We start from the raw sequence: 26,730 nt of genomic DNA, 5'->3' as shown, positions 1-26,730 counted from the left end.
GTATTACATGTGTCGGAACAATCATTGGACTGCGCGCTCGTCGCGGCCGCACCGTGGTGACCATGACATCGGACAGCGTGACACCGTTTCGTATCGACATTCCGGACAGTGCCCTGGAGGATCTGAAGGTCCGGCTCCACCGGGTACGCCTTGCTGGCCGGGAGACAGCGCCGGACAGCAGCCAGGGGGTGCAGCGGGAGCGCCTTGAGGGGCTGCTGGAGTACTGGGCCACCGGGTACGACTGGCGCGATCTGGAGCGGCGGCTCAACGAGCTGGACCAGTTCCGCACGACCATCGACGGTCTCGGCCTCCACTTCATGCACGTACGCTCACCCCGCCCCGACGCCACCCCCCTGTTGCTGCTGCACGGATGGCCGGGCTCGTTCCTGGAGTTCCTCAAGACCGTCGGCCCGCTCACCGAGCACGGCTTCCACCTCGTCGTCCCCTCGATGCCCGGCTACGGCTTCTCCGACCAACCCGCCTCGACAGGCTGGGGCCCGGACCGGATCGCCCGCGCGTACGGCGTGCTCATGCGGCGCCTCGGTTATGACTCCTACCTGGCCCAGGGCGGCGACTGGGGCGGTGTCGTCGCGACCCGCATGGGGGCGCAGCGCCTGACGGGCCTGCGTGCGATCCACGTCAACTTCCCTGAGTTCCTCGCCGCACCACCGGTCGGCGACGCCCCGACCCCTGAGGAGAAGGCCGCACTCGAACAGGGCAGCCGCTTCTTCGCCGTCCATTCCGGATACCACGTCGTGCAGCGCACCCGGCCGCAGACCATCGGCTACGCCCTGACCGACTCCCCGGCCGGGCAGGCCGCCTGGATCTACGAGAAGTTCCTCGACTGGGCCCGGCCCGACGCCCTCACCCCCGACGAGATCCTCGACCACATCTCCCTGTACTGGTTCACCGGCACCGCTGCTTCCTCCGCCCGCCTGTACTGGGAGTACGCCCGGCAGCCGCTCGCTCTGACCGAGCTGGACCTTCCCGTCGGGGTCAGCGTCTTCCCGGACGAACTGACGCGTACCCCGCGCATCTGGGCCGAGCGCGCCTATCACGACCTGCGCTACTTCAACGACGACATCCCCGCGGGTGGCCACTTCGCCGCCCTTGAGCAGCCTGAGCTGTTCGTCGAGGAGATCGTCAAGTTCGCGCGGACGGTGGCCGCATGAAGACGGTCGTGATCACCGGGGGCACGGACGGCATCGGGCGCGGCCTCGCCCGTATCTACCTTGAGCGTGGGGATCAGGTCGTGGTCGTCGGGACGGACAAGGCCAAGGCCGAGCCCGGCGCCTGGTTCATCCGGGCCGACCTGGAGCTCATCGACGAGAACAGGCGGCTGATCAACCGGCTCTCCGCCGAGCTCGACACGATCGACGTCCTCGTCCTGGGTGCCCGGTTCCAGCGCTCCAGGCGTAGGGAGACCGCCGACGGCCTGGAGTCCAACTTCGCGCTGACCTACCTCAGCCGTTTCCTGCTCAGCCACGGCCTGGCCGGCTTACTCGGCCGCGCCGCGGATCCGGTCGTGCTCAACTTCGGCGGCGCAGGGCGTTTCGGGCCCCCACGCTGGGACGACCTTCAGCAGCGGACGCGGTATCACGGCCTCACCGCGATGATCCAGGCCGGGATCCTCAACGCTGCGCTCGCGGTCGACTTCGTCGGCCGTCACCCCGCCATCCGGTACGTGAACACCTTCCCCGGCACCGTCGCCACGAGCTTCGCCGGCGACTACGACGAGGCCGAGGCCGCGCAGATCGATCGTCTTCGCGCGACCGGTAGATCCGTGGAGACCGCTGTCAAGGAGATCCTGCCGTTCCTGGATTCCGGCGCCCCGGACCACCCCGTCGCCGTGAGCGAGGGAAGCGCCGTCCCCCTGGACCCTCAGGCATCCTCCCTCGCCGACGCGCGGCGGCTCTACGACTACACCCGGGAGGTGCTTGCCCGATGAAGTGGGTCAGCTACCGCTCCACCGACGGCTCCACGCGCTGCGGCGTGGTGCACGACAACAGGACCCACGCCGTGGGCTCGGGCCTGTTGAAGCTGCTGCGCGCCGAAGGCGGGCTGGAGGCCGCCGCAACCGGAGAACCGTCTGAGATCGTCGAGTTGGCTGCGGCCGACCTGCTGCCGCCGATACCGGTGCCCCCGGCGGTCCGGGACTTCGCCGCGTTCGAACGTCACATCAGTAACGCGGGTACGGCAGCCGTTGGCGACGGCAGGGTCAGCCCGGTCTGGTACGAGTATCCGCTCTTCTACTTCTCCAACCCGGCGGCGATCAAGGGACCGCACGACGAGGTCCCCATCGCCCCGGGCGCTCAGTTGTGGGACTACGAGGTCGAGGTCGCCGCGGTGATCGCCGGGGACTGCTCGAACCTTGACGCCGCCACCGCGGAGAATGGGCAGTTGCCCGGCCGGTTCTGCCGCGGCTGTTACACCTACGGCCAGCTACATGCTGTCTGCGAGTGCGCCGGCTGTCGGCGGCAGGTCCCGGTCGATGACAAGCACGGCTACTGCCGTCTCTGCCGGGCTCAGGCGACTTGGGCGGTCAAGGCCAGCGGCAAAGCTTCGGTGATCGAGCCGTACCTGCGGCAGGTGACCTGCCAACAACTGTTCTTCGCGAACCTCCAACGGCCCAATAGCGGCGGGCCGCGAGTCGGTAAGGCAGGACGACGCCTGCCGAAGCCGCAGCCACTTCCCGAACCGCGTCGCGTGACCACGGCCTCGGTGCAGCTGACGCTGTTCACCGTCGCCCGGGACTTCCACCGATTCGACCGGGAACTCCACGCCGACCTGGCCAATCCCTGGCTGATCCGGGCCCGGCAAGCCGCTCGGGCGCTGGGAGAAGCCCGCGGCTGGAGCCGCTGGATCACCAGCGACGTGAACCGAGCCCTGGTCATCGTGCTGTCCGGCTTCCGCGAAGGCGAGTTGATCCGATACTCCGAGCTCTTCTCCGCCCTACGAGTCCGTGGACTTCCCGTCGTGCGGATCGCGGAAGTCCTCGACCGTCTCGGCCTGTTCGTCGACGACCGTACTCCCGCCGTCGACCGGTGGCTGGAACGAAAGCTCGACGGAATGCCCCCGGGTATCCATCGCGCCGTCGAAGCCTGGGTTCGCACTCTCCTCGGCGGTGGCCCGCGGTCCGAGCCCCGTTCCCGGCATACGACATGGGCCTACCTTGGTGAGATCCAGCCGGTGCTGCTGGAGTGGTCCAGCCGCTACGACCACCTGCGAGAGGTCACCCGGCAGGACATCATCGCGGCCCGGGACGCTGGCACCGGCAAACAGCGCGAAAGCCGGATCGTCGCACTGCGGTCACTGTTCCGGCACGCGAAGAAGAACGGCCAGGTCTTCCGCAACCCGACGATCCGCATTCGTGTCCCCCGACAGAGCGGCGGCGTCCTCCAGGCCCTCGAACAGACGGATATCGACGAGGCCATCGCCACCGCCACTACCCCAGACATCCGGCTCATCATCGCCTTGGCCGCCGTTCACGCAGCACGGCCGAAGGCGATCCGCACCATGCAGCTGGACGACGTCGACGTGGGCAACCGGCGCATCACCATCGGCGGCCACGTCCGCCCGCTCGACGACCTCACCCACCGAGCGGTCCTGGACTGGCTTGGCCACCGCCGCAGCCGCTGGCCGAACACGGCCAACCCTCACCTGCTGATCACCCAGAAGACCGCCGTCGAACTCGGCCCGGCCGGCAAGCTCTGGACCACCCGAGCCACCCGCAACCTCACCGCCACCCTCGAACGGCTCCGCGTCGACCGACAGCTCGAAGAGGCCCTGACCCACGGCGCCGACCCACTCCGCCTCGCGCTCGTCTTCGGCATCGATGAGAAGACCGCCATCCGCTACGCGGACTCCGCCCGGCAGCTTCTCCAGGCCGAGATCGAAGCCGGGGTATCGCCGAGGTGAGCCCAAAAGGGGCCATGTCAGCCGACCCGGGACGGGACACCGTCGTGTCCGCTGTGGACAGCTTCGGAGTCGGGGGCCGACTCAGCGGGCCGTCGGAGCCGGCAGCGCGACCGCCTCACGCAGCTCGGCGGCGGCCTGGGCCATGAGCTGAGCGAGGGTGGTGTCCGGCTCGGCTAGCCAGCGAGGCATGACGCGCCGGTGGATCGCCAGCACCACGTCGATGATGAAGCGTGCCTTTCCGGGCTCGACGCCGCGGCGCTCAAGCGCCGGCGCCAGCGCGTCGGCGATGTCGGCGAGCTTGATCAGATCGCGCTCAGCCAGTGCCGGGTTGGCGGCGATCACTCTTCCCCGGCGCAGCAGGAACTCGCGCGGGCGGAAGATCTCCTCGGCGGTTCCCAGCGCGGTCAGCAGCGCCTCGATCGGCGTGAGGCCCGGGTCGGCCGACTCGACCTGGGCGACGAGGTGGGCCTCGAGTTCGTTACCGGCGAAGAGGACTTCCCGCTTGTCGGGGAAGTAACGGTAGAAGGAGCGCTCCTTCAGACCGGCTGCGCCCGCGATCTGCGCGACCGAGGTGCGCTCGTACCCCTGTGTCTCGAAGAGTTCGAGCGCCGCGCGCTCGAGCCGGCCTTGTGCGTCGGATTCCCATCTCGGCATACCCGCCAGGATACGACAACAGCATCTGTTGTCACGATGATATTGTCGATGACAACAGATGCTGTCATCACTTGGGAGATCGTCATGAAGGCTCTTCAGTTCGACCGGTTCGGGTCCCCGGACGTGATCGTGCTCCGCGACGTCCCACAGCCGGAGCCGGGACCCGGTCAAATCCGGATCGCCGTGCGGGCGTGCGGCCTGACACCGGCCGACTGGCACGTCGTCGACGGTCTCCTCGCCGACCATCTGCCGCCGCTGCCGCGCGGACTCGGCCTCGAGATCGCGGGCACCGTCGACGCACTCGGCGAGGGCGTCACCGGCGTCCGGACCGGCGACCGCGTGTTCGGCCCGGCCACCTTCGACGGTCCGACGGCCGGTGCTGCCGAGTACGCGCTGATGCCGGCCTGGGCACGTATCCCCGACGACGTAACCGTTGAGCAGGCCGCCGCGCTGCCGATGGCGGCCGAGACGGCGTGGCGCGCGCTCGACGACCTCGGCGTCCAGCCGGGTGAGCTGCTGCTCGTCCACGGCGCGGGCACCACCGTGGGTGAGGCGGCGGTGCGCTTCGCGCTGCACCGGGGTATTCGGGTGATAGCCACCGCCGGGCAGACCCGGGCAGCAGCTCTGGAAGAGATCGGCGCCCAGGTGGCTGCCTACGGCGAGGGCATGGCCGAACGCGTCAGGGCACTATCCGGAGTCCACATCGATCGTGCCCTCGACGCGGCGCCGACCGGCGGCCGGATCGACCGCGCCGACCAGCCCAGCCCGGCCGGCGGTTCACTGCCGACGCTGATCGAGCTGACCGGGGATCCCGACCGTGTCCTCACCGTCTCGGACTTCGCCGCCGCGGCCGAGCTGGGCGTCCGGACCACCACCGAGATCAGCTATGAGCAGATGGACGAGTTCGCCCGACTCGCCGGCGAAGGCATCTTGGTCATACCGGTCGCCCGCACCTACACGCTCGACCAGATCCAGGAAGCGGCCGAGCTCAGCCAGTCCCGCCGACCCGGCGGCAAGCTCATGCTCGTCCTGTGATCGCCCTGCCGGCCTGACAAAGCGAGACCACATCGCCAAGGAGCGGGGTCAGGCCGCTTTTCCAGGCCGACCTCGAAGCCGCTCCCGCGTGTTCGCCGCGAACCCACGGGTCAACCCCAGAGTATGGCGTCCCTGGACCCTCGGGCTCTCGCTGAAGAACCTTCAGTTTCCGCGAACTCACGGGGATCACGGCCCCGTTCTCGTGTAACCGCGACGAACGGGCAAGTAGCAGTGATTCCGTTTATCGGACTTTCGGTGCGCCTGACGGCTCGCCAGCGCGGTGCCGCAGTAAATGCCGGATTTACTGCGGCGGAGCCCCAACCGTGATCATCGCGACCTGCGGCGGGCGATTCCGGCCACCGGGGCGAGGTGTACGCATTTACTGCGGCAGCACCGGAAGGGCGGGACGGGCATGACGATCGAACCGGTGACCGAGCTCGGGAACGAGGGCGCACTTCGGTTGCCGCGCGCTCGGATCGTACCTCTATCCGCCCCGTCCTCGTCGTACACCGCGGCGGTCGCGCGGTGCCTCACCGGCGCGGGCATCGCGAAGTCCTCCGCGCGGATCTACCGGATCTCACTGACGACGTGGGGATGGATGCTCGCCGGCGAACCCGCACCGACAGGACCGGACCGGCTCGCCGCGGCGCGGAGCCGCCCCTCTTCCCCCTCGCCGCGATCGACGGCCTGGCGCTGCCCGAGGTGCTGGCCGAGCTGGCGGCGGCGCGGGCGGACGAGGTGGATGCCGACACCGTCAACCGGGAGTTGTCCATCGCGCACCAGGGCTCTCGCGGAGAATCAGATCGCTGCCCTGTGGCGCCTCGATGTCGCGCTGCGGGAGAAGACGCAGTGGAAGATGCTCAACGAGTCTGCCGCACGGGCCGACGAGGTGCTGTGCCTGAACGTGGAAGACCTGTACCCGCAGGGCAAGCGGGGGAAGTCCACCGCCAAGGGCGGGGCGATCGAGTGGATTCACTGGCAGTCCGGCATCGCCCAGCTCCTGCCCCGCCTCATCGCCCGCCGCACCCGCGGCCCGCTGTTCCTCACCGACCGCAAGGCCCCGGCCGGAACACCGACGCTCGACGTGTGCCCGGAGACCGGCCGGGCCCGGCTCTCCTGCCGCCGCGCTGAGGAGATCTTCGAGGAGAACACCCGGCTGCTGGCCAACCCCCTCGTCTCACCCGACGACATCGAGGACCTGGACGGCTGGACGCTCCACCGGCTACGGCACAGTGCCCTCACGCACGACGCGGAAGACGGCACCTCCACCCCGATGCCGCTGGCCCGCTCCCGCCGCGCCTCCGTCCGCTCCCTGGAGCGATACGCACGGCCCGGCGTCGACTCGGTCGCTCGGCACGTCGCCGAACGCGACCCCGCTGCACGTCGCCGCACGTAGATCCGAGCAGATCAGGGCTTCAAGATCATCCCGTTGCCCCTTTGGCGCGTATCCCGGTCACACCCCCTGAGGAGTCTCGCCGGCTGCCGCTGGTGCGCTCCGGTGCGACGCCCTGGAGCCTCCCGCCGCCGGTGTCCTGGCGGCGGGGCGCCGGACCGATCCCGGGCGTCCACCGGCTCGCCGACTGACGTGCGAAGACACGGCACACGCGGAGAAGGGCTTGCTAGGCGACAGGTCCCGATATATCGTTGACGCATCGCGACCGATCAACGATAGGGGAACGTCATAATGTGGCACCACGGACACGATCATGGAGACGAGCACCGCGGACCCGGCCAGCGCGGTCGGCGTGAGCGGGGGGACTCCGAAGGGCGCCGTGCCGCCTTCGGGCCGTTCGGGCCGCCCTTCGGAGGGCCCGGATTCGGCGGCCGGGGGCGTGGAGGGTCGCGCGGCAGGGCGCGGCGGGGCGATGTGCGCGCCTCGATCCTGGCCCTGCTGAAGGACCGCCCGATGCACGGGTACGAGATGATCCAGGAGATCGCCGAACGCACTGACGGCGCCTGGAAGCCCAGCCCCGGCTCGGTCTACCCCACGCTCCAGATGCTGGAGGACGAGGGGCTGATCACCAGCGAGAGCGAGGGCGGCAAGAAGCTGTTCACGCTCACCGAGGAGGGGCGCGCCGAGGCCGACGCGGGGTCGCAGACCCCGTGGGAGGAGGCCGGGCGCGGCGTCGACTGGGAGGGCATGCAGGAGATCCGGCAGGCCGGTTTCGGGCTGATGGAAGCCTTCGGGCAGGTCTGGAAGACGGGCAGCGCCGAGCAGCGCCAGAAGGCGCTCGCGGTCATCAACGAATCGCGTAAGAAGCTGTACCTGATCCTCGCCGACGAAGGCTGAGCCCCTCGATGGCGGAGGCGGCGAAGACGACGGAGCCCCGCGGATGTCCGCGGGGCTCCGTCGCGCGGTGGCCCTGGGGGGTCAGGTCACCAGCCCGCCGAGCTTGCGCAGCGACTCTTCGAGCGCCGCGGTCGCCGATTCCTTGAGCTTGCCGGCCATGAGCGAGACCGCGGCGCCGGTGAACTCCCCGTCGATCCGGACGACCGTCGCGTCCCCGTCGGGTGTCAGTGCGTAGCTCATGGTCAGGTTGACGCCCATCGGGCCCTTGCCCTTGGTGACGAGCAGCCGTGCGGGGTCGCACGCCGTGACCGTCCAGGCCACCTCGGCCGGGAAGCTCATGAGCCTCATGTTCTCCTGGTACGTGGCCGCGACCGCGAGCGTCTCGGGGCCGCCGTGGGGGAAGCTGGTGTGGGTGGCGTTCCACTGTCCGTACGAGGAGAAGTCGGTGAGCCGGTCCCAGACCTTCTCGGCGGGCGCCCCGATGCGTGCCTCTGCGCTGACCTCGGCCATGCGACCACCCCTTGGGTCTCCGTGTTCGGTACGTCTGTGCGCTTGCCGCGTTCACTGGGCCCGCCGCGCCCGCTGTCGCGTCTACCGGCTCCGGCGCCGCGGGCCCGGTGCGCCCGCGGTGTCGCGGAACGTAGCCCCGGGGCGCGGAACATTCAATACTGATGGGTCGTCAGGTTTCCTGCGGCGCCGTGGCCGGGGGTGGAAGAGGGGCGCCGGCGGGCGCGCCAGAAGGCGGTCCACATGGGCCCTGGTGAGCCCGTGACCAGGGTCGATCGGCAACAGCAGCCGGTCGCGCCGCAGCCGGGCGCGGCGGACCAGCCGGGGCGGGATGACATCGTCGATCCATGCGAAGGGGCGGCCCGCCGCGAAGCGGAGCAAGGGTGCCCATTTGCGGCCCTCGAAGAGTTCCCGGGCGGGCAGTCGCGGGTCGCCGGGCTGCGGCCGGTAGCCGGTGAACTCCACGACCGGCAGTCGCGGCAGCTCCAGCAGCGGCGCGATATGGCGGTTGGCCTCGTGCTCCCAGGTGGTGGCCCACACCAGGTCGTACGTGCCGGAGAGCTCGCGGAGCCAGTCGGCGTGGTCGACGGTCAGCAGCACCGTGAAGCCGAGCAGGTCGTGGGCGGTGAAGCCGGGGGTGGGTAAGACGGGGTTGAGGACTCCGTCGATGTCCAGGAAGAGCAGTGGTCTGGTGGCCATCGGTCTCCTTCTCCGCGTGGTGCGGATGGCGATTGCCGTCGCCGGTGAGGGACGTGTGGCACACGGGCCCCGGTTGCCTGGGGGGCGTGCGACGGCAGAGAATGCGCCCCTTGTGCGCCGAACGAGCTGCCCGGCGCTCCCCAGCGCGAGGCCCCAGTGCGGGACCCCGAGGCGGGCCCCTGAGCGGTCCCTGAAACCTACGCTCCCTTCTCCTCCCCAAGGATGAGATCCCGGACATCTGTGCCCAACCATGGTGGGATGCGCAAATGCTCCCCGCCGGGGATGTTTCGGTTGCTGGAGGCTGATGGGGTAGGAGGGTGCAAAGTCGTATCCCCTCCACCGATCCCACCGGCGACGGACACGAGGGCCAGCTCAGTGTGGAGATGGCGTCGGTCGTCGCGGGCGCGCGCAGGCGCGCGACGCGCGACGGCGATGAGCAGATCGACACCGCCCACCTCCTGCACGCCCTCCTCGAATCGGCGCCCGGCGCGCGCGACGCCTTCGACGGCGGACCGCCGCAGATAGCGCGACTGCTCGGCTATCTCGTCCAGCGCACCATCGGATACGGGCTGCGGTGGCACGGCTCCGTCGAGGATTCCGGCGCCATCCCCGTCCTGAACGGCGCGGCCGTACCCGGCTGGTCGCCCGCCGCGGCGGCGGCCATGGACGGCGCGATCGGCCGCGCCTGCGCGCGCGGCGCGGACCTCGCCACGGGCGTCGATCTGCTCGCCGCCCTCGCCCACGACCGCGAATGCCGCGCCGTGGAGGTGCTGCACCGGGCAGGCGTCGACCTGGACTCGCTGACCAAGAGGCTCGACGACGCGGCCCGCCAGGAGCCGACCTGACGACGCCGCTGACCCGGCTCATGCCGACCTGACTCCGGTCGACCGGACGAGATGCGTCCGATCTGATGCCGCCCGACCGGAAATGGCGGCTCACCAAACGTCGGTCGGGCGGACGAGGCGGCTCGCCTGACGCCGCCCGACCGGACGAGGCAGCTCGCCTGACGCCGCCCGACCGGACGAGGCAGCTCACCTGACCCCGGCCGGCCCGACAGGAGCCCGACCTGACAACGCACCTGACCGGACCGGCGCGAGCTGTCATGCTGTGCCGATGCGCGCGTCAGGGAGCAGGAACGCCGGTCTCGGCCTTGCGCTGCTGGCCGCGCTCGCCTTCGGCAGCTCCGGCGTCGCGGCCAAGCCCCTGATCGAGGCGGGGCTCGATCCGCTGCACGTGGTGTGGCTGCGAGCGGCCGGCGCGGCGCTGGTCATGCTGCCCCTCGCCTGGCGCCACCGCCGCCTCGTGCCGCGCCGCCCCGCCCTCCTCGCCGGATTCGGCCTGCTCGCCGTCGCGGGCGTCCAGGCGTGCTACTTCGCGGCCCTCTCCCGCATCCCCGTGGGCGTGGCGCTGCTCGTCGAATACCTCGCGCCCGCCCTCGTACTGGGCTGGGTGCGCTTTGTGCGGCGGCGGCCGGTCACGCGGTCGGCCGCGATCGGCGTCGTCCTCGCGCTCGGCGGGCTCGCCTCGGTCGTCGAGGTGTGGTCCGGACTGACCTTCGACGCGGCCGGGCTGCTGCTCGCCCTCGGCGCGGCCTTCTGCCAGGTCGGCTACTTCATCCTGGCCGACCACGGCGGCGACGGCGAGGACGCCGCGGACCCGGTCGGCGTCATCGCGTACGGGATGGCCGTCGGCGCGCTCGTACTCACCGTCGTCGCACGGCCCTGGGACATGGACTTCTCCGTGCTGGCCGGCCGCGTGGAGCTGGACGGCACACCGGTGCCGGCCGGGTTGCTGCTCGCCTGGCTCGTCCTGTTCGCGACCGTGATCGCCTACCTCGCGGGCGTCGTCTCCGTGCGCAGGCTCTCGCCGCAGGTGGCCGGGGTGGTCGCCTGTCTGGAGGCGGTCATCGCGACCGTGCTGGCCTGGGTGCTGCTGGGCGAGCACCTGGCCGCGCCGCAGCTCGTCGGCGGGGCCGTGGTGCTGCTGGGCGCGTTCATCGCCCAGGTCGCCAGGCCCGATCGGACCGACGGCGACGCCGCCGCGGCCCCGGTGGCGGGCGGCTCCGGCGAGGACGGCTCCGGCGAGGACGGCACGGGCGAGGACGGCACGGGCGAGGGCGATACCGATGAGGGCGATACGGATGAGGACACCGTCGCCGACGGGGACTTGTCCGTCCGGCCGAACCGCTCATAGGCTGTCGATCATGCGCCTCACCGTTCTGCCGCCTCCCGCCGCCTAGCGCGGGCGGCCGCTCCCGGAAGACCGGGCTCGGACCAGGAGTGATCTCCAGGAGCCGAGCTGATCGCCGCTGCCCGCACACGGGACCACGTGATCACTTCATGTCTTCCGCGGGAGAACACTCGTGCATACCTCTCCTTACCCATCCCTGTCCGTAGGCCGGGGCCTCCTCTACGTCACCGTCGCCGCCGCCTCCTGGGGCACCGTCGGCGCGGCCGCCGCATACCTCTACGACAGCAGCGGGCTCGGCCCCCTCGCGCTCACCTTCTGGCGCACCCTGGGCGGCCTCGCGCTCCTGCTGGCCGTCCGCGCCCTGCGGCCGCACCGCGCCGGGCCCGCCGCCTCCCGCCCGCACGAGCCGACGCGCTCGCGCATCGTCCGCGTCCTCGTCACCGGCGTCGGCTTCACCGTCTTCCAGGCCGGGTACTTCGGGGCGGTGGCCGGGACCGGGCTGGCCGTCGGGACGGTCCTGACGATGGGCACGGCGCCCGTACTGGTCGCGTTCGGCGGCCGGGCGTTGCTCGGCGAACGCATCGGCGCGGGCGGCTCGGTGGCCGTGACCGGCGCCCTCGCCGGACTCGCCGTGCTGATGCTGGGCAGCGGCGGTACGGGCACGGTCCGCCCGGCGGGCGTCGCCTTCGCCCTGCTCTCCGCCGCCGGGTACGCGACCATCACGCTCTTCACCCGGCACCTGGGCCGCCGGGGCCGCGCTGGTGATCCCCGCGCGGCCGCGATGACGTCCTTCGCCGTGGGGTCGGTCTGCCTGCTGCCGTTCGCGGCCGTCGAGGGGCTGTGGCCGCACGCGCACCACCTCGGCCGCACGCTGGGCATGATGGCCTACCTCGTCGCCGTGCCCAGCGTCCTCGCCTACGGGCTGTTCTTCGCGGGGCTCGCGGCCGTGCGCGGCACGACCGTCACGGTGATCACCCTCATCGAGCCGGTCACGGCGGCGGTGATAGCCGTCGCGCTGCTCGGCGAACGGCTCACCGCCGCCACGGCGGTGGGCACGTCCGTCCTGCTGTGCGCGGTGTGCGCGCCGGCCGTGGCGGAGGCGCGGAGTTCAGCCGTCCGCACCCGCGGCGGTGGCCCCGCGGCGCAGCTGGTGGGCCCGCGCCGCTGAATCGCGCGGTGCGGCGCGCGTGGCGAGAGCCGCCGCCATACGCTGCCGCACCGCCTCGGGTTTGTGGCCCGCGTACTTGAACTTGGCCCGTACGGCCGTCACTTCGAGCCGCAGGCCACGGATGCCGGAGAGCATCCGGCCGTACGGCTCCTCGCCGACCGTTACGGGCGCGGAGCCGCCCTCGGGCTGGAAGTGGCCGATCTGGGCCGCCAGCAGCCCGGCCTTCTCATGCGGATCGTCCACGACATGGGCGGTGCAGCGCAGTTGCACGGCGGCGTAGAAGCTGGTGGGCACGCCGTGTTCGGGCGGTGCTCCCTCCGGGGCCTGCCAGGGGCCGGGGACGAAGACGTAGTCGTCGACGACGCTCAGCAGCACCTGCGGATCGGCCTGGAGCGCGGGCCAGACGGGGTTGGGGCGGGCGAGATGGGCCAGCGCTTCGCCGTGCTCGCCGGGGCCCGGGTCGTAGGCGAAGTGCATCGGCTGCACGTGCGGCGGCTCGCCGGGCAGTCCGTTGACCGCGAGCTGGCCGAAGTCGTGCCCGGCGAGCCACCGCTGCCACTCGGCGGAGTCCAGCGCGGCGTCCCAGGGATGGATGAGCATGTCCGTGCCTCCTGTGCGAGGAGCGTCAGTGCCGTCAGTGCGACCGGAAGTCGGCGAGGTAGCCGGGCACCGGGATGTCGGGCCCCAGGTCCTCGGACGGCTGAAGCGCTCCATAGACGGGGGCGACGGGCACGACGCCGCTCCAGTACGGCAGGCCGAGGTCCTCGGGCTCGTCGTTGGGGCCGCCGGTACGGACCTTCGCCGACACCTCCGCGAGGTCGAGGCTCATGACGGCGGTGGCCGCCAGCTCCTTGGCGTCGGCGGGCCGGCAGTCGGCGGCCCGGCCCGGCACCACCTGGTCGACGATCGCGTCGAGGGCGGTGCGGCGCTCCGTCTCGTCGGTCACGGGCCGCGCGGTGCCGTGCACCACCACGGAGCGGTAGTTGATGGAGTGGTGGAAGCCGGAGCGGGCGAGGACGAGGCCGTCGACATGGGTGACGGTCAGGCACACGGGCATGCCGTCGTCGGCGCGCGCGGCCGTGCGCAGGGGGCGGGAGCCCGTCGAGCCGTGTACGTACAGGCGCTCGCCGATCCGTCCGTACAGGGTCGGCAGGACCACGGGCGCGCCGTCGCGGAGGAAGCCGAGGTGGCAGACGTACCCCTCGTCGAGTATCGCGTGCACGTATTCGCGGTCGTACGAGGCGCGTTCGCGGTCGCGGGAGGTGATCGTCCGGTCCGTGCGCGCGTATGTGCTGCCTTCGTTCTCCTGCCGGTCCTGTCCGTGCTGCGGGGTGGCGGTCATGGCGCGACTCCATTGTATTAGTGCATAATGCTGTTTGTGCTAGGAGAGTATCGGATCGAAGGCCGCCGCGCAGCGGAGATCTCCGCGAGCGTGGAACGGGCGGTGGGCGCCGGAAAGCTGGCCCCGGGCGAATCGCTGCCGCCGGTAAGGGAGTTGGCGACCGAACTGGGGGTCAATCCCAATACGGTCGCCTCCGCCTATCGCGCGCTGCGTGACCGGGGCGTGATCGAGACGGCGGGGCGGCGGGGGAGCAGGGTCCGCTCCCGCCCCGCCAGCACGCCGCGCGACGTCATGCGCGTGGAGGCGCCCGAGGGGGTCCGGGACGTCGCGACGGGAAACCCCGACCCGGCGCTGCTGCCGCCGCTCGGCGAGGCGCTGGCCGCCGCCGCGGCGCGCGCCGTGGCGATGCCCACGCTGTACGGGGCGCCCGGCGTCGACCCGGAGCTGGAGCGGCTGGCCCGCGCCGCGTTCGACGCGGACGGGGTGCCCGACGGCCCCGTCGCCGTCACCTCCGGATCGCTCGACGCCATCGAGCGCGTGCTCGACGCGCATCTGAAACCCGGCGACGCGGTGGCGGTGGAGGACCCCGGCTGGGGCAGCCTGCTCGACCTGATCCCGGCGCTCGGCCTGCGCGTCGTCCCGGTCGCGCTCGACGACGACGGCCCGCTGCCCGGCGAGGTGGACCGCGCGCTGTGGCAGGGCGCGCGGGCGATCGTGATCACGGCCCGCGCGCAGAACCCGACGGGCGCCGCGATCGGCGCGGCGCGCGCCCGCGAGCTCCGCGCCGTCCTGTCCGGCCACCCGCGGGCGCTGCTCATCGAGGACGACCATGGCCACGGCATCGTGGATGTTCCGCTGTGCCCTGTCGTGGGCGGGACGGCGCACTGGGCGCTCGTCCGCTCGGTGGCGAAGGCGTACGGGCCCGACCTGCGGCTCGCGGCGTTCACCGGCGACACCGTCACCGTGGACCGGGTGCGCGGCCGGCTGAGGCTGGGCCCGGGCTGGGTGAGTCATCTGCTCCAGCGCGCGGTGGTGGAGCTGTGGCGGACGGGGGCCGTGGACGCGCGGGCGGTCGCCGCCTCGTACGGCCGGCGGCGCGACGCGCTCGTACGGGGGCTGCGGGCGCGCGGCATCGAGGCGCGGGGGCGCAGCGGGATGAACGTATGGCTGCCGGTGCCGGACGAGACGGGCGCGGTGGCGCGGCTGCTCCAGGCAGGCTGGGCGGTGGCCCCCGGGGCCCGCTTCCGGCTGGCCTCGCCGCCGGGGGTGCGGGTGACGATCTCGACCATGGGGCCGCGGGAGGTGGAACAGGTCGCGGAGGCGCTGGCGTCCGCGATCGGGTGGGTGCCTACGGGGCGCTACGACTGAGGCTCGGCCTGTCCGGCCGGGTGCTGGGGTCCGGAACGGGCGGGCCGCCGCCTGCTCTGGGTGAGGGCCGCGCCCGCGAGCACGATCACCGCGCCGACCGGGGTGTTCCAGGTGAGCCGCTCGCCGAGCAGGGTGACGCCCGCGGCGGTCGCGATCACCGGGGCGAAGTAGGTGACGAGCATCGCGGTGGTGGGGCCGACCTCGGCGACCAGCCCGTACTGCATCAGGAACGCGACGCCCGTGCCCAGTACGCCGAGCGCCGCGATCGCGAGCAGGGGGACCGCGGGGAACGAGCGCGGGAAGGAGCTGAACAGCGGGGTGGCAACGGCCAGTTGGACGGTGCCGACCAGCAGCTGGGCGCCGGACAGTGAGAGGTTGGACTCGCCGGTTCCGGTGAGGGTGCGCCGTACGTAGATCCAGCCGATGGCGTAGCTGACCGCCGCGACCAGCGCCATCGCGGTACCCGCCGGGTCCTGGCCGGAGAACCCCTGCCAGGCGCCGAGCACGGTCAGCACGCCGATGAAGCCGAGGCCGAGCCCCGCGAAGCGCCGCCGGGTCGGCCGGTCCTCGGACAGGGCGACGAGCGAGAGGGCCATGCTCCACAGCGGGGACGTGGCGTTGCAGATGCCGGCGAGGGAGGAGGTGATGGTGGTCTCGGCGTAGGCGAAGAGCGTGAACGGCAGGGAGTTGAGGAAGAAGGCCGCGACGAGCAGATGGGCCCAGGTGCGCCCGGCGCGCGGCAGCCGCTGCCGCCTGACGGCCAGCACGGCGAGGAGCACCGCGGAGCCGAACACCATCCGGCCGAGGGAGACGTTGAGCGGCGGGTACCCGTCGGTGCCGACCTTGATGAACAGGAAGCTGAGGCCCCAGATGAGGCAGAGGGTGACGAACCGGACGCGCCAGTCGAGAGCGGAGCGACGCGGTGCGGCGGGGGAGAGGGCTGGGGCGGGGGCGGCGGACGCGTTCCGGCGGGCGTCGGTGGTGCTCATGGGCTCCACCATGGTGGGCACGATCACTTAGGACAAGCGAAATAAAATGCACGTTATCGCGTAGCATCACTTACATGTTGAACCTTGATCGCTTGCGGACACTGCACGCCGTGGCCCGCCACGGCTCGGTGAGCGGCGCCGCGGACGGACTGCATGTGACGACCTCGGCCGTCTCTCAGCAAGTGGCGAAGCTGGAACGCGAGACAGGTCAGCAACTGCTCGCCAAGAACGGCCGCGGCGTGCGCCTCACCGACGCCGGCCGGCTGCTCGCCGACCACGCCGCCCGCATCCTCTCCCAGGTGGAACTGGCCCAGGCCGACCTGGAGGCGCAGCGCGGCGAAGCCGTCGGCGATCTGCTGCTCGGCGCCTTCCCGACCGCCGCCCGCGGCCTGTTCCCCGCCGCGCTCGCCGAACTGCGCCGCGCACACCCCAAGCTCCGGAGCAGGCTGCGGGAGATGGAGCCGGACGAGGCGGTGCCGCGGGTCATGCGCGGCGACATCGACCTCGCGATCGTCCTCGACTGGTATAACAAGCCGCTGCCCCTGCCGGACGGGCTCGCCAAGGCGCCGATCCTGGACGACCCCGCGGACGTCGCGATGCCCGCCGGCCACCCGCTCGCCGACCGCGACCAGGTGGACCTTGAGGACTTCGCGCACGACGAGTGGGTCTCCTGGCCCAAGGGCGAGTTCTGCCACGACTGGCTGATGCAGACCCTGCGCGGCAAGGGCATCGAGCCGCGCATCTCCCACATGGCCGAGGAGCACCACACCCAGCTCGCCCTGATCGACGCGGGGCTCGGCGTCGCCGTCGCGCCGCGGCTCGGGCGGGGCCCGGTGCCGGAAGGGGTGCGCGTGGTGCCCGTACGGCACACCATGTGCAGGCACGTCTACGCCATCTGGCGGGCGGACGCGGACCGGCGGCCGTCCATCCGGGCGGCGGTGGAGGCGCTGCGCGCGGCGGCGGCCGACGCCTGAGAGGGGAGGGACCGCGGGTCAGCGGGGCAGCTTCCGGAAGTCCCACGAGACGGCGGACTCCGGGGTCAACCGCAGCCAGGCGTGCCGGCCGTCGTACGGCATGGCGTCCAGGCCGAAGTACTTCGCGGCGAACAGCCGCTCCGGCGCGTCGAGTTCGGGGTGCGGTTCGCCGGTGCGTGGCGCCTCGCCGACGAAGACCGCCGTGCCGGACAGCTCCACGCCGCGCAGCTCGCCGTACTCCTCCCCGTCGTCGATCACCACCGCGACCCGGCCGTCCCGCCGCAGGTCGGCCCAGCGTTTGCTGCGGGTGACGGAGTACAGCCAGAGCGAGCCCCCGTGCCAGGCGAACCACAGGGTGCTGACGTGCGGCCGGCCGTCCTGTCCGACCGTCGCCACCCGGCAGGTGCGCTGCTCGGTGAGGAAGCCGTCGAGCTCCGCTCCCGACATCATGATCCGGCGGCCTCGCCGCTGCGTGAGGGCCATGCCCGCCTCCCTTTCCGGTGACCGACGAGTAGTCGACCACACATAGCTGACTGTGCGTCAGAAAAGGATGGGGTCTCTTCCCTCTCCGCGCAATGGCCGCTAGCCTCCCCCGATCCGGCCGCCGTGGCCGGGGCCGCGCGGGTCCGCCCGCACGGGGAGGCCCGAGAGTGAGCCGGAGGTGGCAGCGGACATGGCGCCGTCAGGGGTACGGCCCGGCGAACCGTCAGGGGCGCGAGCTGATGCGGCAACAGGTGGGCGCCCGGACGGACCGTCAAGGGCGCGGGCCGCTGACCGGCTCGCCGCGCAACTCGACCCGGCGACCACCGTGCTGCTCACCGTCGAATGCCAGCGCGGCGTCGTCGGCCCGGAGAGCGCGCTGCCCGAACTCGCCGATATGGCACGGAAGTCCGGGGCCCTCATGCACGTGGCCCGCCTCGTCTCGGGCGCGCACGCGGCGGGCGTGCAGGTGCTGCACGCCGTCGCCGAACGCCGCCCCGACGGCCGCGGCGCGAACCGCAACGCCCGCCTCTTCCGCGCCGCCGAGCGGCTGCCCGTACAACAGCTCACCGGGACCGCGGCGGTGCGGATCGCGGAGCCGATACCGGTCGGCGAGGGGGACCTCATCGTACGGCGGCTGCACGGGCTGTCCCCGATCGCCGGTACGGACGTGGACGCCCTGCTCCGCAACTTCGGCTGCCGCACCCTGATCGTCACCGGCGTCTCCGCCAACGTCGCCATCCCGGCGGCGGTCTTCGACGCCGTGAACCTCGGCTACACGGCCGTCGTGCCCTCGGACGCCATCGCCGGTGTGCCCGCCGACTACACCGCGGCGATGGTCCGCAACACGCTCGCGCTCGTCGCCACGGTCACGACGGCGGAGTCCGTACTCGACTGCTTCACACGCTCCACGGGCGCGGCCGGCCGGCGGTGAGTGCCGTGGCCCGGGGCGCTCTCACCCCAGTCGGACCGAGTCCCCCTGGACGGAGACCCGCGTCGCGGGCAGCGGCCTCGTGGTGGGCCCGTGCCGCACAGCGCCGTCCTCGATGCTGTACTTCGAGCCGTGGCACGGGCAGTTGATCGTCCCGTTCGACACGTCTCCGACCAGGCAGCCCTGGTGCGTGCACACCGCCGAGAACGCCTTGAACCGGCCTTTCTCGGGCTGTGTCACCACCACCTTCCGCTCCTTGAAGACCTTTCCACCGCCCTGCGGGATCTCCGACGTCTTGGCCAGGGCCTGGTCGCCGGGCGGATCGGCTCCTTCAGCGCCGGGTGCGGCGGTCGTGTCGGCGCCGCCCTGTGGCTTCCCGGTGGCCGGGTCGCCGCGGGCTTCGCTGTCCGGGCCGCCGCACGCGGTGAGCATGGCGACGAGCCCCGCGCCGCCGGCCGCGGCGATGACGGTGCGGCGGCTCGGGGCGGCGGGCCCCTGAGGCGAGTGCGTCATGGTGTGCTTCCTCTTCCGTCGACGGTTCACCGCTCTGTACGGGCCTGTCGGCAGGGGCGTTCAGCCGCCGGGGGTCGCACGGCCGTACGGCGGTACCGTCGTCCGGATGAGGCGCCGGGCGAGGCGGGTGTCAGAGACCGAGGCGGGCGGCGAGCCAGGGACGCAGGACGGGCAGGACGTTCGCGGGCTGCATGGCCTGCGTGTGGTCGAGCCCGTCCAGGGTGCGTACGTCCCATCCGGCGGCTTCCAGCTCAGCGCGCCGCTCCGTGACCTCGGCCCCGATGCTCACGGTCACGCCGCCCCAGCGCTCGCCGTAGGCGATCTCGTCCGCCGAGCCCGCGAAGCACAGGCGGGGGCAGCCGACCCCTGCCTGCGCCGCCCGGTCGTCGAAGCCCCGCAGCGCTTGGTAGAGCGTGACGAACTGACGGGTCTGGGCCTCTGTCGCCGACACTTCGACGGTCGACCAGTCGTAGTCGTCGGCCGTCTGGCCGGAGCTTCGAGGGGTGCTCGGGGTCCGGCCCGACATCCCGTGGGCGGCCGTGGTGACGCGGAGCATTTCGGCGTAGGGGCCGCCGATGGGCGGAAAGCCGCCCATGGCGAGAGCCGAGAGGCGGTCGGTGCGCATCGCGAGCTGGAGGCCGCTGAGGGCCAGCCATGAGTAGCCGTAGTAGGCGAACCGATCGGCTCCCGCGGCGTCCGCGACCGCCAGCAGATCCGCGGCCACGTTGCCGGGGGTCAGGGTGTCCGGCTTGGGCGCCGCCATGACGTGGCCTTCGTAGTCGAAGGCCACCACCTGGAAGCGGTCGCCGAGCCCCTCGATCAGGGATCGGCCCAGCGCGGGATCCATGCCCCACCGGCGCATCTCCTCGGCCCGCTCGCCCTCGGCCCGCCGCGCGTCGACCGGGAGCAGAACGGTGGGCCCGGCGCCGTGGATCTCCACGGCGATGGAGCTGCCGTCGTGCAGCTTCGCTTCGGTCCTTCTCGCTTCGGTCATCGTCATCTCCCGATCCGCGCCGGTCAGGGCGCTGGCGCCGCCGGTCTCCGCCGTGACTCCGTAGGCTGTAAAGTAATAACGGGAGACAATAGCTTATGGCATAAGGAGTTACTGGTGAGTGTCATCGCCGGCCAGGGAGACGCGGCCGTGTCCATGGCCCTGCTGTGGGCCGCCCCGGAAGACCGGGCCCAGCGGACCGCCCCCGGGCCCAAGCCCGCCCTGAGCGTCGATGCCATCGTGGCGGCGGCGATCGCCGTGGCCGACGCGGACTCCATGGCCGGGCTGTCGATGCGCACGGTGGCCGAGCGGCTGGGACGCACCTCCATGGCCCTCTACACCTACGTGCCGGGCAAGGCGGAACTCCTCGACCTGATGTACGACCGGGCGCACGCCGAACTGGCCGCCGACCACGCCCCGGACCGCGACTGGCGGGCCGCGGTGACATCGTGGGCCACGGAGCTCAGAGCGTTCTATCTGCGCCACCCGTGGGTGCTCCAGGTCTCCTACGCGCGCCCGGTGCTGGGCCCGCACGAGCAGGCCGTACTGGAGTCGCTGGCGGGCGTCCTGTACGGGGCCGGGCTGCCGTCCCGGCCCCTTCGGGCCATCGTGAGCTCGCTGTTCCACTTCGTCCGCGGCTCCGCGCAGACGGCCGCCGAGTCCCGGCAGGCGGCAGCGGCGACCGGCGTGTCCGACCAGGAGTGGTGGGCCGGCCGCGCGGCGCTGCTGAAGGAGGTCGCCCCCGACTTCGCGGAGCGGTTCCCCATGTCCGTACGGCTGGCGACGGAGGCGGCGTCCGTGAACGAGCCTCTGCACGAGGGTGAGCCCGCGCCCTCGTGGGAGCGGGAAGTCGACGACACCTTCACGGCCGGGCTGGCCGTGCTCCTGGACGGAATCGCGGCCGCGGGCTGAAGCCCGCGGCATACCCGCCGCCGGAACCGGCGGCGGGAGATGCCACCTCTCAGCGGGAAGTGACGTGGCGTTCGAGGAAGATGCCGGTGAACACGGCGACTTTGGCGCGCAGCACCCAGGGGTCGAAGGGTTTGCCGATGTAGTCCACCGCGCCGGCGGCATAGCCGCGGGCGGAGTGCTCGGCGTCGGCCCCCATGGCGGTGAGGAAGATGATGGGGACGTCGCGGTCGCGGTTGCGGCGTTTGATGTGGGCGGCGGTCTCGTAGCCGTCCATGTCGGGCATCTGGACGTCCATGATGATCACGGCGAAGTCGTCGTGGTCGAGAAGCGCCTTGAGGGCGTCACGGCCGGAGGAGACGGCCACCACCTCCTGGTCGAGGGTGGACAGCACGGCGTTCATGGCGAGGAGGTTGTCCGCCTGGTCGTCGACGACCAGCACCTTGGGCATGCCGCGCCAACCGGTGGAAGGGGCCGGCTTCAGCGCGTGGGAGCCGTTCGCCCGCTGGGTGGCCTCGATGGTCTCCAACTGGCGCTCAAGCAGCTCGCACCGCTCCTCCGCCGCCTGGTGCAGCCGCCGGGCGTCGCACAGTTCCCCCGTCAGCTTCCGCACCTCCGTCCGCAGGGCGTCGCGTTCGCGCAGCAGCCCGTCCACGTCGGGGACGGCCTGCGCCATGGCGTCCGCGCGGGCCCGCTCGGCGGTCCACTCCGCCTCCAACTGGCTCAGCCGCACCTCAAGATCGGCGATCCGGTGCCGGCGGTCCAGCAGGGCATCGCCCAGTACGTCCCCGTGGGCGGTGGTGCGCCGGGCCACCCGGTCGGCGTCGGCGAGCTGCTGCTCGATCAGCTCGACCGCGTGCTGCGGCGAGCCGCCGTTGCGCACGGCGGTCTGATGCAGTCCGCGCGCGAGATCGATGGCGGCCGGGGTCGCCGCCGTGCCCAGCTGCTCCGCCAGGTCGGTGAACAGATCCAGGACGACCTCCCAGGGCGGTACGCGCGTACCGTTGAGGTAGCGCGAGAAGGTGCCGGCATCCCGGTGGCGGCGCGCGGCGTAGCGGCGCACCGACACGTCCAGCCCGTTGAACAGCTCGCGGAGCATCCGCGCCAGGGCCTTGGCGTCGCTGTTCAAGTCGTCGGCCAGGGGCCGCAGATCAGCCACGCCGGCCCTCCGGACTCGTGTCACGGGTACGCCGTGCGTCGTCCGCGCTCCCGCGCCCCTCCGACGCTCCGCGGTCTTCCGCGGCCCCGCGGTCCTCCGCGGCGACCAGCCGGTCGAAGAACCGCACCGACACACCGACGGCCACCGCGCCGCACAGCACGCTCCGCGCAACGTCATTGCCGGCCAGGGCGGTCAGCACCCCGGCCCCTATGCCTGTCAGCGCCGCGAGTAAGAGCACCAGCGCCGACCTCAGCGACAACAGTGATCGTTCCACGTCTTCCCTCTCGGACCGCGGCCGACCCGGCCGCGCCTCGTGTCCCCGAATGGCTACTCGGGGACACGGCACAGCATGGAGCGCTCGGCGCGCGTTGCGCCCGGCAACACCGGCACTGGCGGTTTCTGGCAACGTTTGAGAGATGTTGCCGGACCGTGGCAACGGCGGCCGGTGGGCCCTGCCGAACGGCCGCCTCGCGCCACGAGAGCGCGAAACCGCCCCTGCCGGGCCGCGGCGAACGGCTCGGCAGGGGCGGGACCGGCTCCGCCGGGCGCGGTGCCCCGCGCTGGGATCACGCGGCGGCGACGGGTTCCAGGCGGACCACGACGCCCTTCGAGGTGGGGCAGTTGCTGATGTCGGCGACGCTGTCCAGCGGCACCAGGACGTTGGTCTCGGGGTAGTACGCCGCGGCGGAGCCCCGGCTGGCGGGGTAGGCGACGACCGTGAAGCCTTCCGCGCGGCGTTCCCTCCCGTCGTGCCAGACGCTCACCAGGTCCACCGTGCCGCGGTCGGCGATGCCCAGGGCGTCGAGGTCGGCGGGGTTGACCAGCACGACCCGGCGAGCGTTGTGAATGCCGCGGTAACGGTCGTTCGGGGCGTACCAGATGGTGTTCCACTGGTCGTGCGAGCGCAGGGTCTGCAGCAGCAGATGCCCCTCGGGGACATGCGGCATCGTGAAGTCGTTGCGGGTGAAGACGGCCTTGCCGCTCGGAGTGGGGAAGACCCACTCGTTCACGGGGTTGGGCAGCCTGAAGCCGCCGGGCACGGCCACCCGGGCGTTGAAGTCCTCGAAGCCCGGCACGACGCGGGATATCCGGTCGCGAATGGTGCCGTAGTCCGCCTCGAACTCCTTCCAGGGGAGGTGCGGCATATCGCCCAGGGTCCGGTGCGCCAGCCGGCTGATGATCGCCACCTCGCTGAGCAGGTCCGGGGAGGCGGGCGGCAGCTTCCCCCGGGAGGCGTGGACTTCGCTCATGGAGTCCTCGATGGTGATGAACTGCTCGCCGGCGGCCTGGAAGTCCCGGTCGCTGCGGCCCAGAGTGGGCAGGATGAGGGCCGTGTCGCCGCAGACGGTGTGGGAGCGGTTGAGCTTGGTGGAGACGTGCGCGGTGAGCCGGCACCCCCGCATCGCTTCCTCGGTCACCGCGCTGTCGGGGGTGGCCCGTACGAAATTGCCGGCGACGCCGAGGAAGAGCTTGGCGCGGCCCTCGTACATGGCGCGGATGCCGTTCACCGCGTCCAGGCCGTGCCGGGTGGGCGGAGTGAAGCCGAACTCGCTCTCCAAGGCGTCGAGGAACTTCTGCGGCATCCGCTCCCACACGCCCATGGTGCGGTCGCCCTGCACGTTGCTGTGGCCGCGTACCGGGCACGCGCCCGCGCCGGGCCGGCCGATATTGCCGCGCAGCAGCAGGAAGTTGATGACTTCGCGGATGGTGGGGACGCCGTGCTTGTGCTGGGTGAGGCCCATCGCCCAGCACACGATGATCTTCTCGCTCTTCAGGACCCGCTCGTGGACCTGCTCGATCTCCTCGCGGGACAGCCCGGTCGCTTCGAGGATGTGCTCCCAGGAGATCTTCCGCGCGTGCTCGGTGAACTCGGCGAAGCCGGTGGTGTTCCGCTGGACGAAGGAGTGGTCGAGCACGGTGCCCGGCGCGGCGTCCTCGGCGTCGAGGAGCAGCAGGTTCAGCGCCTGGAACAGGGCGAGGTCGCCGCCGGCGCGGATGTGCAGGAACTGGTCGGCGATCTGCGTGCCGCGGCCGATCACCCCGCGCGGCCGCTGCGGGTGCTTGAAACGGTTGAGCCCGGCCTCGGGCAGCGTGTTGACCGCGACGACGCTGCCGCCGTTGCGCTTGGTCTCCTCCAGCGCCGTCAGCATCCGCGGATGGTTGGTGCCCGGGTTCTGACCCACGACGAAGACCAGGTCGGAGCTGTGGAGGTCGTCCAGCGAGACGGTGCCCTTGCCCGTGCCCAGCGTCTGCGACATCGCGGATCCGCTGGACTCGTGGCACATGTTGGAGCAGTCGGGCAGGTTGTTGGTGCCGTACGCGCGGGCGAAGAGCTGGAGGAGGAAGGCGGCCTCGTTGTTCAGCCGGCCGGATACGTAGAAGAGGGCTTCGTCGGGGGAGTCGAGAGCTTTGAGCTCCTGGGCGAGCAGGCCGAGCGCCTCGTCCCAGCCGATCGGCTCGTAGTGGGTCGCGCCGGGCCGCTTGACCATGGGTTCGGTCAGCCGGCCCTGCTGGTTGAGCCAGTAGTCCGACTTGCCGTCCAGTTCGGCGACCGAGTGCTCGCGGAAGAAGTCCCGGGTGACGCGCCGCGAGGTGGCCTCGTCGTTGATGTGCTTGGCGCCGTTCTCGCAGTACTCGTTCATATGCCGCTTGCCCGGCGCGGGCTCGGGCCAGGCGCACCCGGGGCAGTCGATGCCCTTGGCCTGGTTGATGTTCAGCAGCGTCAGCGCGGTGCGCCGCGGGGACGTCTGGCTCAGGGAGTACTCCAGCGCGTGGGCCACCGCGGGCACACCCGTCGCCCAGGTCTTGGGCGGGGTGACCCGCAGGTCGTCGCTCGGGTCCGCGTTGCCGCTCATGTTCTTGGTCCGCCTCGTTTCCCTGTCAACCAGCCGGGATCGTGCGCCGGACCTCCGCGTACGCGCGTGTGCCGTCCGCGGATATTCCGGCTCCCCGTGCGAAAGCCAGCCTCCGTCGACCGCCGGAGGAAAGTCAAAGAGGTTCCGTCAATGACTTGATAGACGCGCCTTATCGAACTCCCTCCCGGCCGCCGCACCGCATCGGCGAGGCGCTGCTGGTACGGTCGGAGATGCCTTGGCGCGGCGAGACAGCCGCCTCCGATCGCATAACCGACAGCCCCTTTTCGATGTGTCCGTCTAGGAATTCGCTGAGGGTGATGTGTGAATGATGAACGCGATGCTGCCAGTTCAAAAGGGCAAAGGTGAATTCCCCTTCTGGCTCCCCGTTCTGATTTCCGGGATTGAGATGGGTCGGGAATGAGTCGGGAATGGGCCGGAGATGAGCCGTGGGCGGGCCGGATGAGGAGCGCATGACCGTGGCACGTACGAGCACGCTGGAGGGCGCGACCCGGCGAGAGGCCCCGGCCGGAAGGGGTGCGGCAGGGCACGCCATGGCGTGGGAAGAGGCCCGGTCGGTCGCCCGGGGCTGTGCGGCACGGCCACTGCCGGCCGTCATCCGTGATCTCTCCGAGGCGCTCGGCCACGCCCTCGCCGAACCGCTGTCGGCGCTTACCGATCTGCCGCCGTTCGACACCTCCGCGATGGACGGCTGGGCCGTGGCCGGCCCCGGCCCGTGGCGGCCAAGTGGCGGCGGCGTACTGGCCGGTGGGCGGCCCGGCCCGCTCGGCGACGGTGCGGCCGTGCCCATCGCCACCGGCGCCCGGCTGCCGACGGGAGCGAGCGCCGTGCTGCGCCGGGAGGACGGGGAGATCGAGGAACGGAGCGGCATACTGCTCGACCGCTCCGCCGGTCCTGGCCCGGTGGCCGCGGGCCGCGACATCCGGCCGCGGGGCCAGGAGTGCCGGGCGGGTGAACCACTGCTCCCCGCCGGCACCACCGTGACCGCGACCGTGCTGGGCCTGGCGGCAGCGGCCGGCTACGACCGGCTGGCCGTACACCGCCGCCCCACCGTGGAACTGCTGGTGCTCGGCGACGAATTGCTGGAGTCCGGCCTGCCGCGGGACGGCCGGGTCCGCGACGCGCTCGGCCCTCTCCTGCCGCCGTGGCTGCGCGGCTGCGGCGCGCGGGTGACCGGCCGCCGCCGGGTGCCGGACGACTTCGGCGCGGTACGGGCGGCCGTAAGCGACTCCACCGCCGATGTCGTGGTCACCACCGGCAGCACCGCCGCCGGGCCGGTGGACTTCCTGCACGGCGCTCTCGCCGCGGCGGACGCCCGGCTGCTCGTCGACTCCGTCGCCGTACGGCCCGGCCACCCCATGCTGCTCGCCGAGCTGCCGCCGGCCGCCGACGGCCGGCCGCGCCGACTGGTCGGCCTCCCCGGGAACCCGCTGGCCGCCGCGGCCGGCACGGCGACCCTGGCCGTACCGCTGCTGCGGCGTCTCGGCGGACACGTGGACGCGGAACCGCTGCGCATGGCCGCCGCCGCGGCGCTTCCCGGGCACCCGCGGGACACCCGGCTGCTGCCGGTGCGCCGCACGGGGCACGAGGTCGCGCCGCTCCCGTTCGACGGCCCGGCCATGCTGCGCGGGCTGGCGCTCGCCGACGGCCTCGCGGTGGTCCCGCCCGGCGGCGCGGCGGCCGGGGCCGGCGTCGAGATCCTGGAAGTGCCCAGGCCCTGAACGCGGCGCCCCCGCGCAC

General features: G+C 72.0%; 26 protein-coding genes. 14 read left to right on the top strand and 12 right to left on the bottom strand.

Annotated features, from left to right (window positions below; all coding sequences use genetic code 11):
- The first annotated feature begins 62 nt into the window (after positions 1-62).
- From AC07AB_RS33730 to AC07AB_RS33720, 3 genes are read left to right on the top strand one after another with little or no spacing between them, the layout of a single operon-like run.
- Positions 63-1,172, top strand: a complete 1,110-nt coding sequence (locus AC07AB_RS33730; protein ID WP_478575213.1) for an epoxide hydrolase family protein — start codon at positions 63-65, stop codon at positions 1,170-1,172.
- A complete protein-coding gene (locus AC07AB_RS33725; RefSeq protein WP_478575211.1) occupies positions 1,169-1,948 on the top strand; it encodes an SDR family NAD(P)-dependent oxidoreductase in 780 nt (259 codons plus the stop codon). The genes AC07AB_RS33730 and AC07AB_RS33725 overlap by 4 nt, the downstream gene beginning before the upstream one ends.
- Positions 1,945-3,918 carry a fumarylacetoacetate hydrolase family protein gene (locus AC07AB_RS33720; RefSeq protein ID WP_478575208.1) on the top strand — a complete coding sequence of 658 codons (1,974 nt, stop codon included), beginning with the start codon at positions 1,945-1,947 and terminating at the stop codon, positions 3,916-3,918. The genes AC07AB_RS33725 and AC07AB_RS33720 overlap by 4 nt, the downstream gene beginning before the upstream one ends.
- An 81-nt stretch (positions 3,919-3,999) precedes the next feature.
- Here AC07AB_RS33720 and AC07AB_RS33715 read toward each other — a convergent pair whose 3' ends face one another.
- Positions 4,000-4,572 carry a TetR/AcrR family transcriptional regulator gene (locus AC07AB_RS33715; protein WP_478575206.1) on the bottom strand — a complete coding sequence of 191 codons (573 nt, stop codon included), beginning with the start codon at positions 4,570-4,572 and terminating at the stop codon, positions 4,000-4,002.
- 48 nt (positions 4,573-4,620) lie between these two features.
- Between AC07AB_RS33715 and AC07AB_RS33710 the strand changes: the two genes are divergently transcribed.
- The 3 genes from AC07AB_RS33710 (at position 4,621) to AC07AB_RS33700 (ending at position 7,897) form a co-directional block, all read left to right on the top strand.
- Positions 4,621-5,607 carry an NADP-dependent oxidoreductase gene (locus tag AC07AB_RS33710; RefSeq protein WP_478575203.1) on the top strand — a complete coding sequence of 329 codons (987 nt, stop codon included), beginning with the start codon at positions 4,621-4,623 and terminating at the stop codon, positions 5,605-5,607.
- A 742-nt stretch (positions 5,608-6,349) separates the two neighbouring features.
- Positions 6,350-7,003, top strand: a complete 654-nt coding sequence (locus AC07AB_RS33705; protein WP_478575200.1) for a site-specific integrase — start codon at positions 6,350-6,352, stop codon at positions 7,001-7,003.
- A gap of 288 nt (positions 7,004-7,291) precedes the next feature.
- Positions 7,292-7,897, top strand: coding sequence for a PadR family transcriptional regulator (locus tag AC07AB_RS33700; protein WP_478575197.1), 606 nt, complete (start codon positions 7,292-7,294; stop codon positions 7,895-7,897).
- A gap of 81 nt (positions 7,898-7,978) precedes the next feature.
- Here AC07AB_RS33700 and AC07AB_RS33695 read toward each other — a convergent pair whose 3' ends face one another.
- Together AC07AB_RS33695 and AC07AB_RS33690 are read right to left on the bottom strand one after the other, a co-directional pair.
- Positions 7,979-8,407 carry a type II toxin-antitoxin system Rv0910 family toxin gene (locus AC07AB_RS33695; protein WP_478575195.1) on the bottom strand — a complete coding sequence of 143 codons (429 nt, stop codon included), beginning with the start codon at positions 8,405-8,407 and terminating at the stop codon, positions 7,979-7,981.
- A gap of 81 nt (positions 8,408-8,488) precedes the next feature.
- The gene (locus AC07AB_RS33690; protein WP_478575192.1) at positions 8,489-9,103 is read right to left on the bottom strand and encodes an HAD domain-containing protein; all 615 of its coding nucleotides are present in this window, start codon (positions 9,101-9,103) and stop codon (positions 8,489-8,491) included.
- A 317-nt stretch (positions 9,104-9,420) separates the two neighbouring features.
- Between AC07AB_RS33690 and AC07AB_RS33685 the strand changes: the two genes are divergently transcribed.
- From AC07AB_RS33685 to AC07AB_RS33675, 3 genes are all read left to right on the top strand, one after another.
- Entirely contained in the window at positions 9,421-9,948 is a 528-nt protein-coding gene (locus tag AC07AB_RS33685) for a peptidase (RefSeq protein ID WP_478575189.1), read from the top strand.
- A 268-nt stretch (positions 9,949-10,216) separates the two neighbouring features.
- Complete coding sequence (locus tag AC07AB_RS33680; RefSeq protein ID WP_478575187.1) at positions 10,217-11,296, top strand: EamA family transporter; 1,080 nt, start codon at positions 10,217-10,219, stop codon at positions 11,294-11,296.
- Between the two features lie 169 nt (positions 11,297-11,465).
- Complete coding sequence (locus tag AC07AB_RS33675; RefSeq protein ID WP_478575184.1) at positions 11,466-12,461, top strand: DMT family transporter; 996 nt, start codon at positions 11,466-11,468, stop codon at positions 12,459-12,461.
- On the opposite strand, the gene AC07AB_RS33670 is transcribed toward AC07AB_RS33675, so the two are convergent.
- Together AC07AB_RS33670 and AC07AB_RS33665 are read right to left on the bottom strand one after the other, a co-directional pair.
- Entirely contained in the window at positions 12,402-13,061 is a 660-nt protein-coding gene (locus AC07AB_RS33670) for an FMN-binding negative transcriptional regulator (protein ID WP_478575181.1), read from the bottom strand. The genes AC07AB_RS33675 and AC07AB_RS33670 overlap by 60 nt on opposite strands.
- A 34-nt stretch (positions 13,062-13,095) precedes the next feature.
- A complete protein-coding gene (locus AC07AB_RS33665) occupies positions 13,096-13,803 on the bottom strand; it encodes a pyridoxamine 5'-phosphate oxidase family protein (protein WP_478575178.1) in 708 nt (235 codons plus the stop codon).
- 36 nt (positions 13,804-13,839) lie between these two features.
- Between AC07AB_RS33665 and AC07AB_RS33660 the strand changes: the two genes are divergently transcribed.
- Positions 13,840-15,171 (top strand): aminotransferase class I/II-fold pyridoxal phosphate-dependent enzyme, encoded by a 1,332-nt coding sequence (locus AC07AB_RS33660; RefSeq protein ID WP_478575176.1) that lies wholly within the window; start codon positions 13,840-13,842, stop codon positions 15,169-15,171.
- On the opposite strand, the gene AC07AB_RS33655 is transcribed toward AC07AB_RS33660, so the two are convergent.
- Positions 15,162-16,160, bottom strand: coding sequence for a DMT family transporter (locus AC07AB_RS33655; RefSeq protein WP_478575174.1), 999 nt, complete (start codon positions 16,158-16,160; stop codon positions 15,162-15,164). The genes AC07AB_RS33660 and AC07AB_RS33655 overlap by 10 nt on opposite strands.
- Positions 16,161-16,234: 74 nt before the next feature.
- On the opposite strand from AC07AB_RS33655, the gene AC07AB_RS33650 reads away from it, so the two are divergent.
- Positions 16,235-17,134 carry a LysR family transcriptional regulator gene (locus AC07AB_RS33650; protein WP_478575172.1) on the top strand — a complete coding sequence of 300 codons (900 nt, stop codon included), beginning with the start codon at positions 16,235-16,237 and terminating at the stop codon, positions 17,132-17,134.
- Positions 17,135-17,152: 18 nt separating this feature from the next.
- Here the strand turns inward: AC07AB_RS33650 and AC07AB_RS33645 are convergent, their stop codons facing one another.
- Positions 17,153-17,617, bottom strand: a complete 465-nt coding sequence (locus tag AC07AB_RS33645; RefSeq protein ID WP_478575169.1) for a pyridoxamine 5'-phosphate oxidase family protein — start codon at positions 17,615-17,617, stop codon at positions 17,153-17,155.
- 190 nt (positions 17,618-17,807) lie between these two features.
- On the opposite strand from AC07AB_RS33645, the gene AC07AB_RS33640 reads away from it, so the two are divergent.
- Positions 17,808-18,548, top strand: a complete 741-nt coding sequence (locus AC07AB_RS33640) for a cysteine hydrolase family protein (protein WP_478575166.1) — start codon at positions 17,808-17,810, stop codon at positions 18,546-18,548.
- 21 nt (positions 18,549-18,569) lie between these two features.
- Here the strand turns inward: AC07AB_RS33640 and AC07AB_RS33635 are convergent, their stop codons facing one another.
- Positions 18,570-19,058: a Rieske (2Fe-2S) protein gene (locus AC07AB_RS33635; protein WP_478575164.1), complete on the bottom strand. Its 489-nt coding sequence runs from the start codon at positions 19,056-19,058 to the stop codon at positions 18,570-18,572.
- Between the two features lie 130 nt (positions 19,059-19,188).
- Complete coding sequence (locus AC07AB_RS33630; RefSeq protein ID WP_478575161.1) at positions 19,189-20,052, bottom strand: alpha/beta fold hydrolase; 864 nt, start codon at positions 20,050-20,052, stop codon at positions 19,189-19,191.
- 114 nt (positions 20,053-20,166) lie between these two features.
- On the opposite strand from AC07AB_RS33630, the gene AC07AB_RS33625 reads away from it, so the two are divergent.
- Positions 20,167-20,961 (top strand): TetR/AcrR family transcriptional regulator C-terminal domain-containing protein, encoded by a 795-nt coding sequence (locus AC07AB_RS33625; RefSeq protein WP_478575159.1) that lies wholly within the window; start codon positions 20,167-20,169, stop codon positions 20,959-20,961.
- A gap of 49 nt (positions 20,962-21,010) precedes the next feature.
- Here the strand turns inward: AC07AB_RS33625 and AC07AB_RS33620 are convergent, their stop codons facing one another.
- The 3 genes from AC07AB_RS33620 to AC07AB_RS33610 all read right to left on the bottom strand — a co-directional run bounded on the left by AC07AB_RS33620 (position 21,011) and on the right by AC07AB_RS33610 (position 24,972).
- Positions 21,011-22,117, bottom strand: a complete 1,107-nt coding sequence (locus AC07AB_RS33620; protein ID WP_478575156.1) for a response regulator — start codon at positions 22,115-22,117, stop codon at positions 21,011-21,013.
- Positions 22,110-22,391 carry a hypothetical protein gene (locus AC07AB_RS33615; RefSeq protein WP_478575153.1) on the bottom strand — a complete coding sequence of 94 codons (282 nt, stop codon included), beginning with the start codon at positions 22,389-22,391 and terminating at the stop codon, positions 22,110-22,112. The genes AC07AB_RS33620 and AC07AB_RS33615 overlap by 8 nt, the downstream gene beginning before the upstream one ends.
- 292 nt (positions 22,392-22,683) lie before the next feature.
- On the bottom strand, positions 22,684-24,972 hold the full coding sequence (locus tag AC07AB_RS33610; protein ID WP_478575151.1) for an FdhF/YdeP family oxidoreductase: 2,289 nt from the start codon (positions 24,970-24,972) through the stop codon (positions 22,684-22,686).
- 551 nt (positions 24,973-25,523) lie between these two features.
- On the opposite strand from AC07AB_RS33610, the gene AC07AB_RS33605 reads away from it, so the two are divergent.
- Positions 25,524-26,711, top strand: a complete 1,188-nt coding sequence (locus tag AC07AB_RS33605) for a molybdopterin molybdotransferase MoeA (protein ID WP_478575262.1) — start codon at positions 25,524-25,526, stop codon at positions 26,709-26,711.
- Positions 26,712-26,730: the final 19 nt, after the last annotated feature.

The organism is Streptomyces sp. NPDC044033, assembly GCF_056434425.1.
Note: the sequence above shows the minus strand (reverse complement) of the source record. Positions and strands in the feature narration are given on the sequence as shown.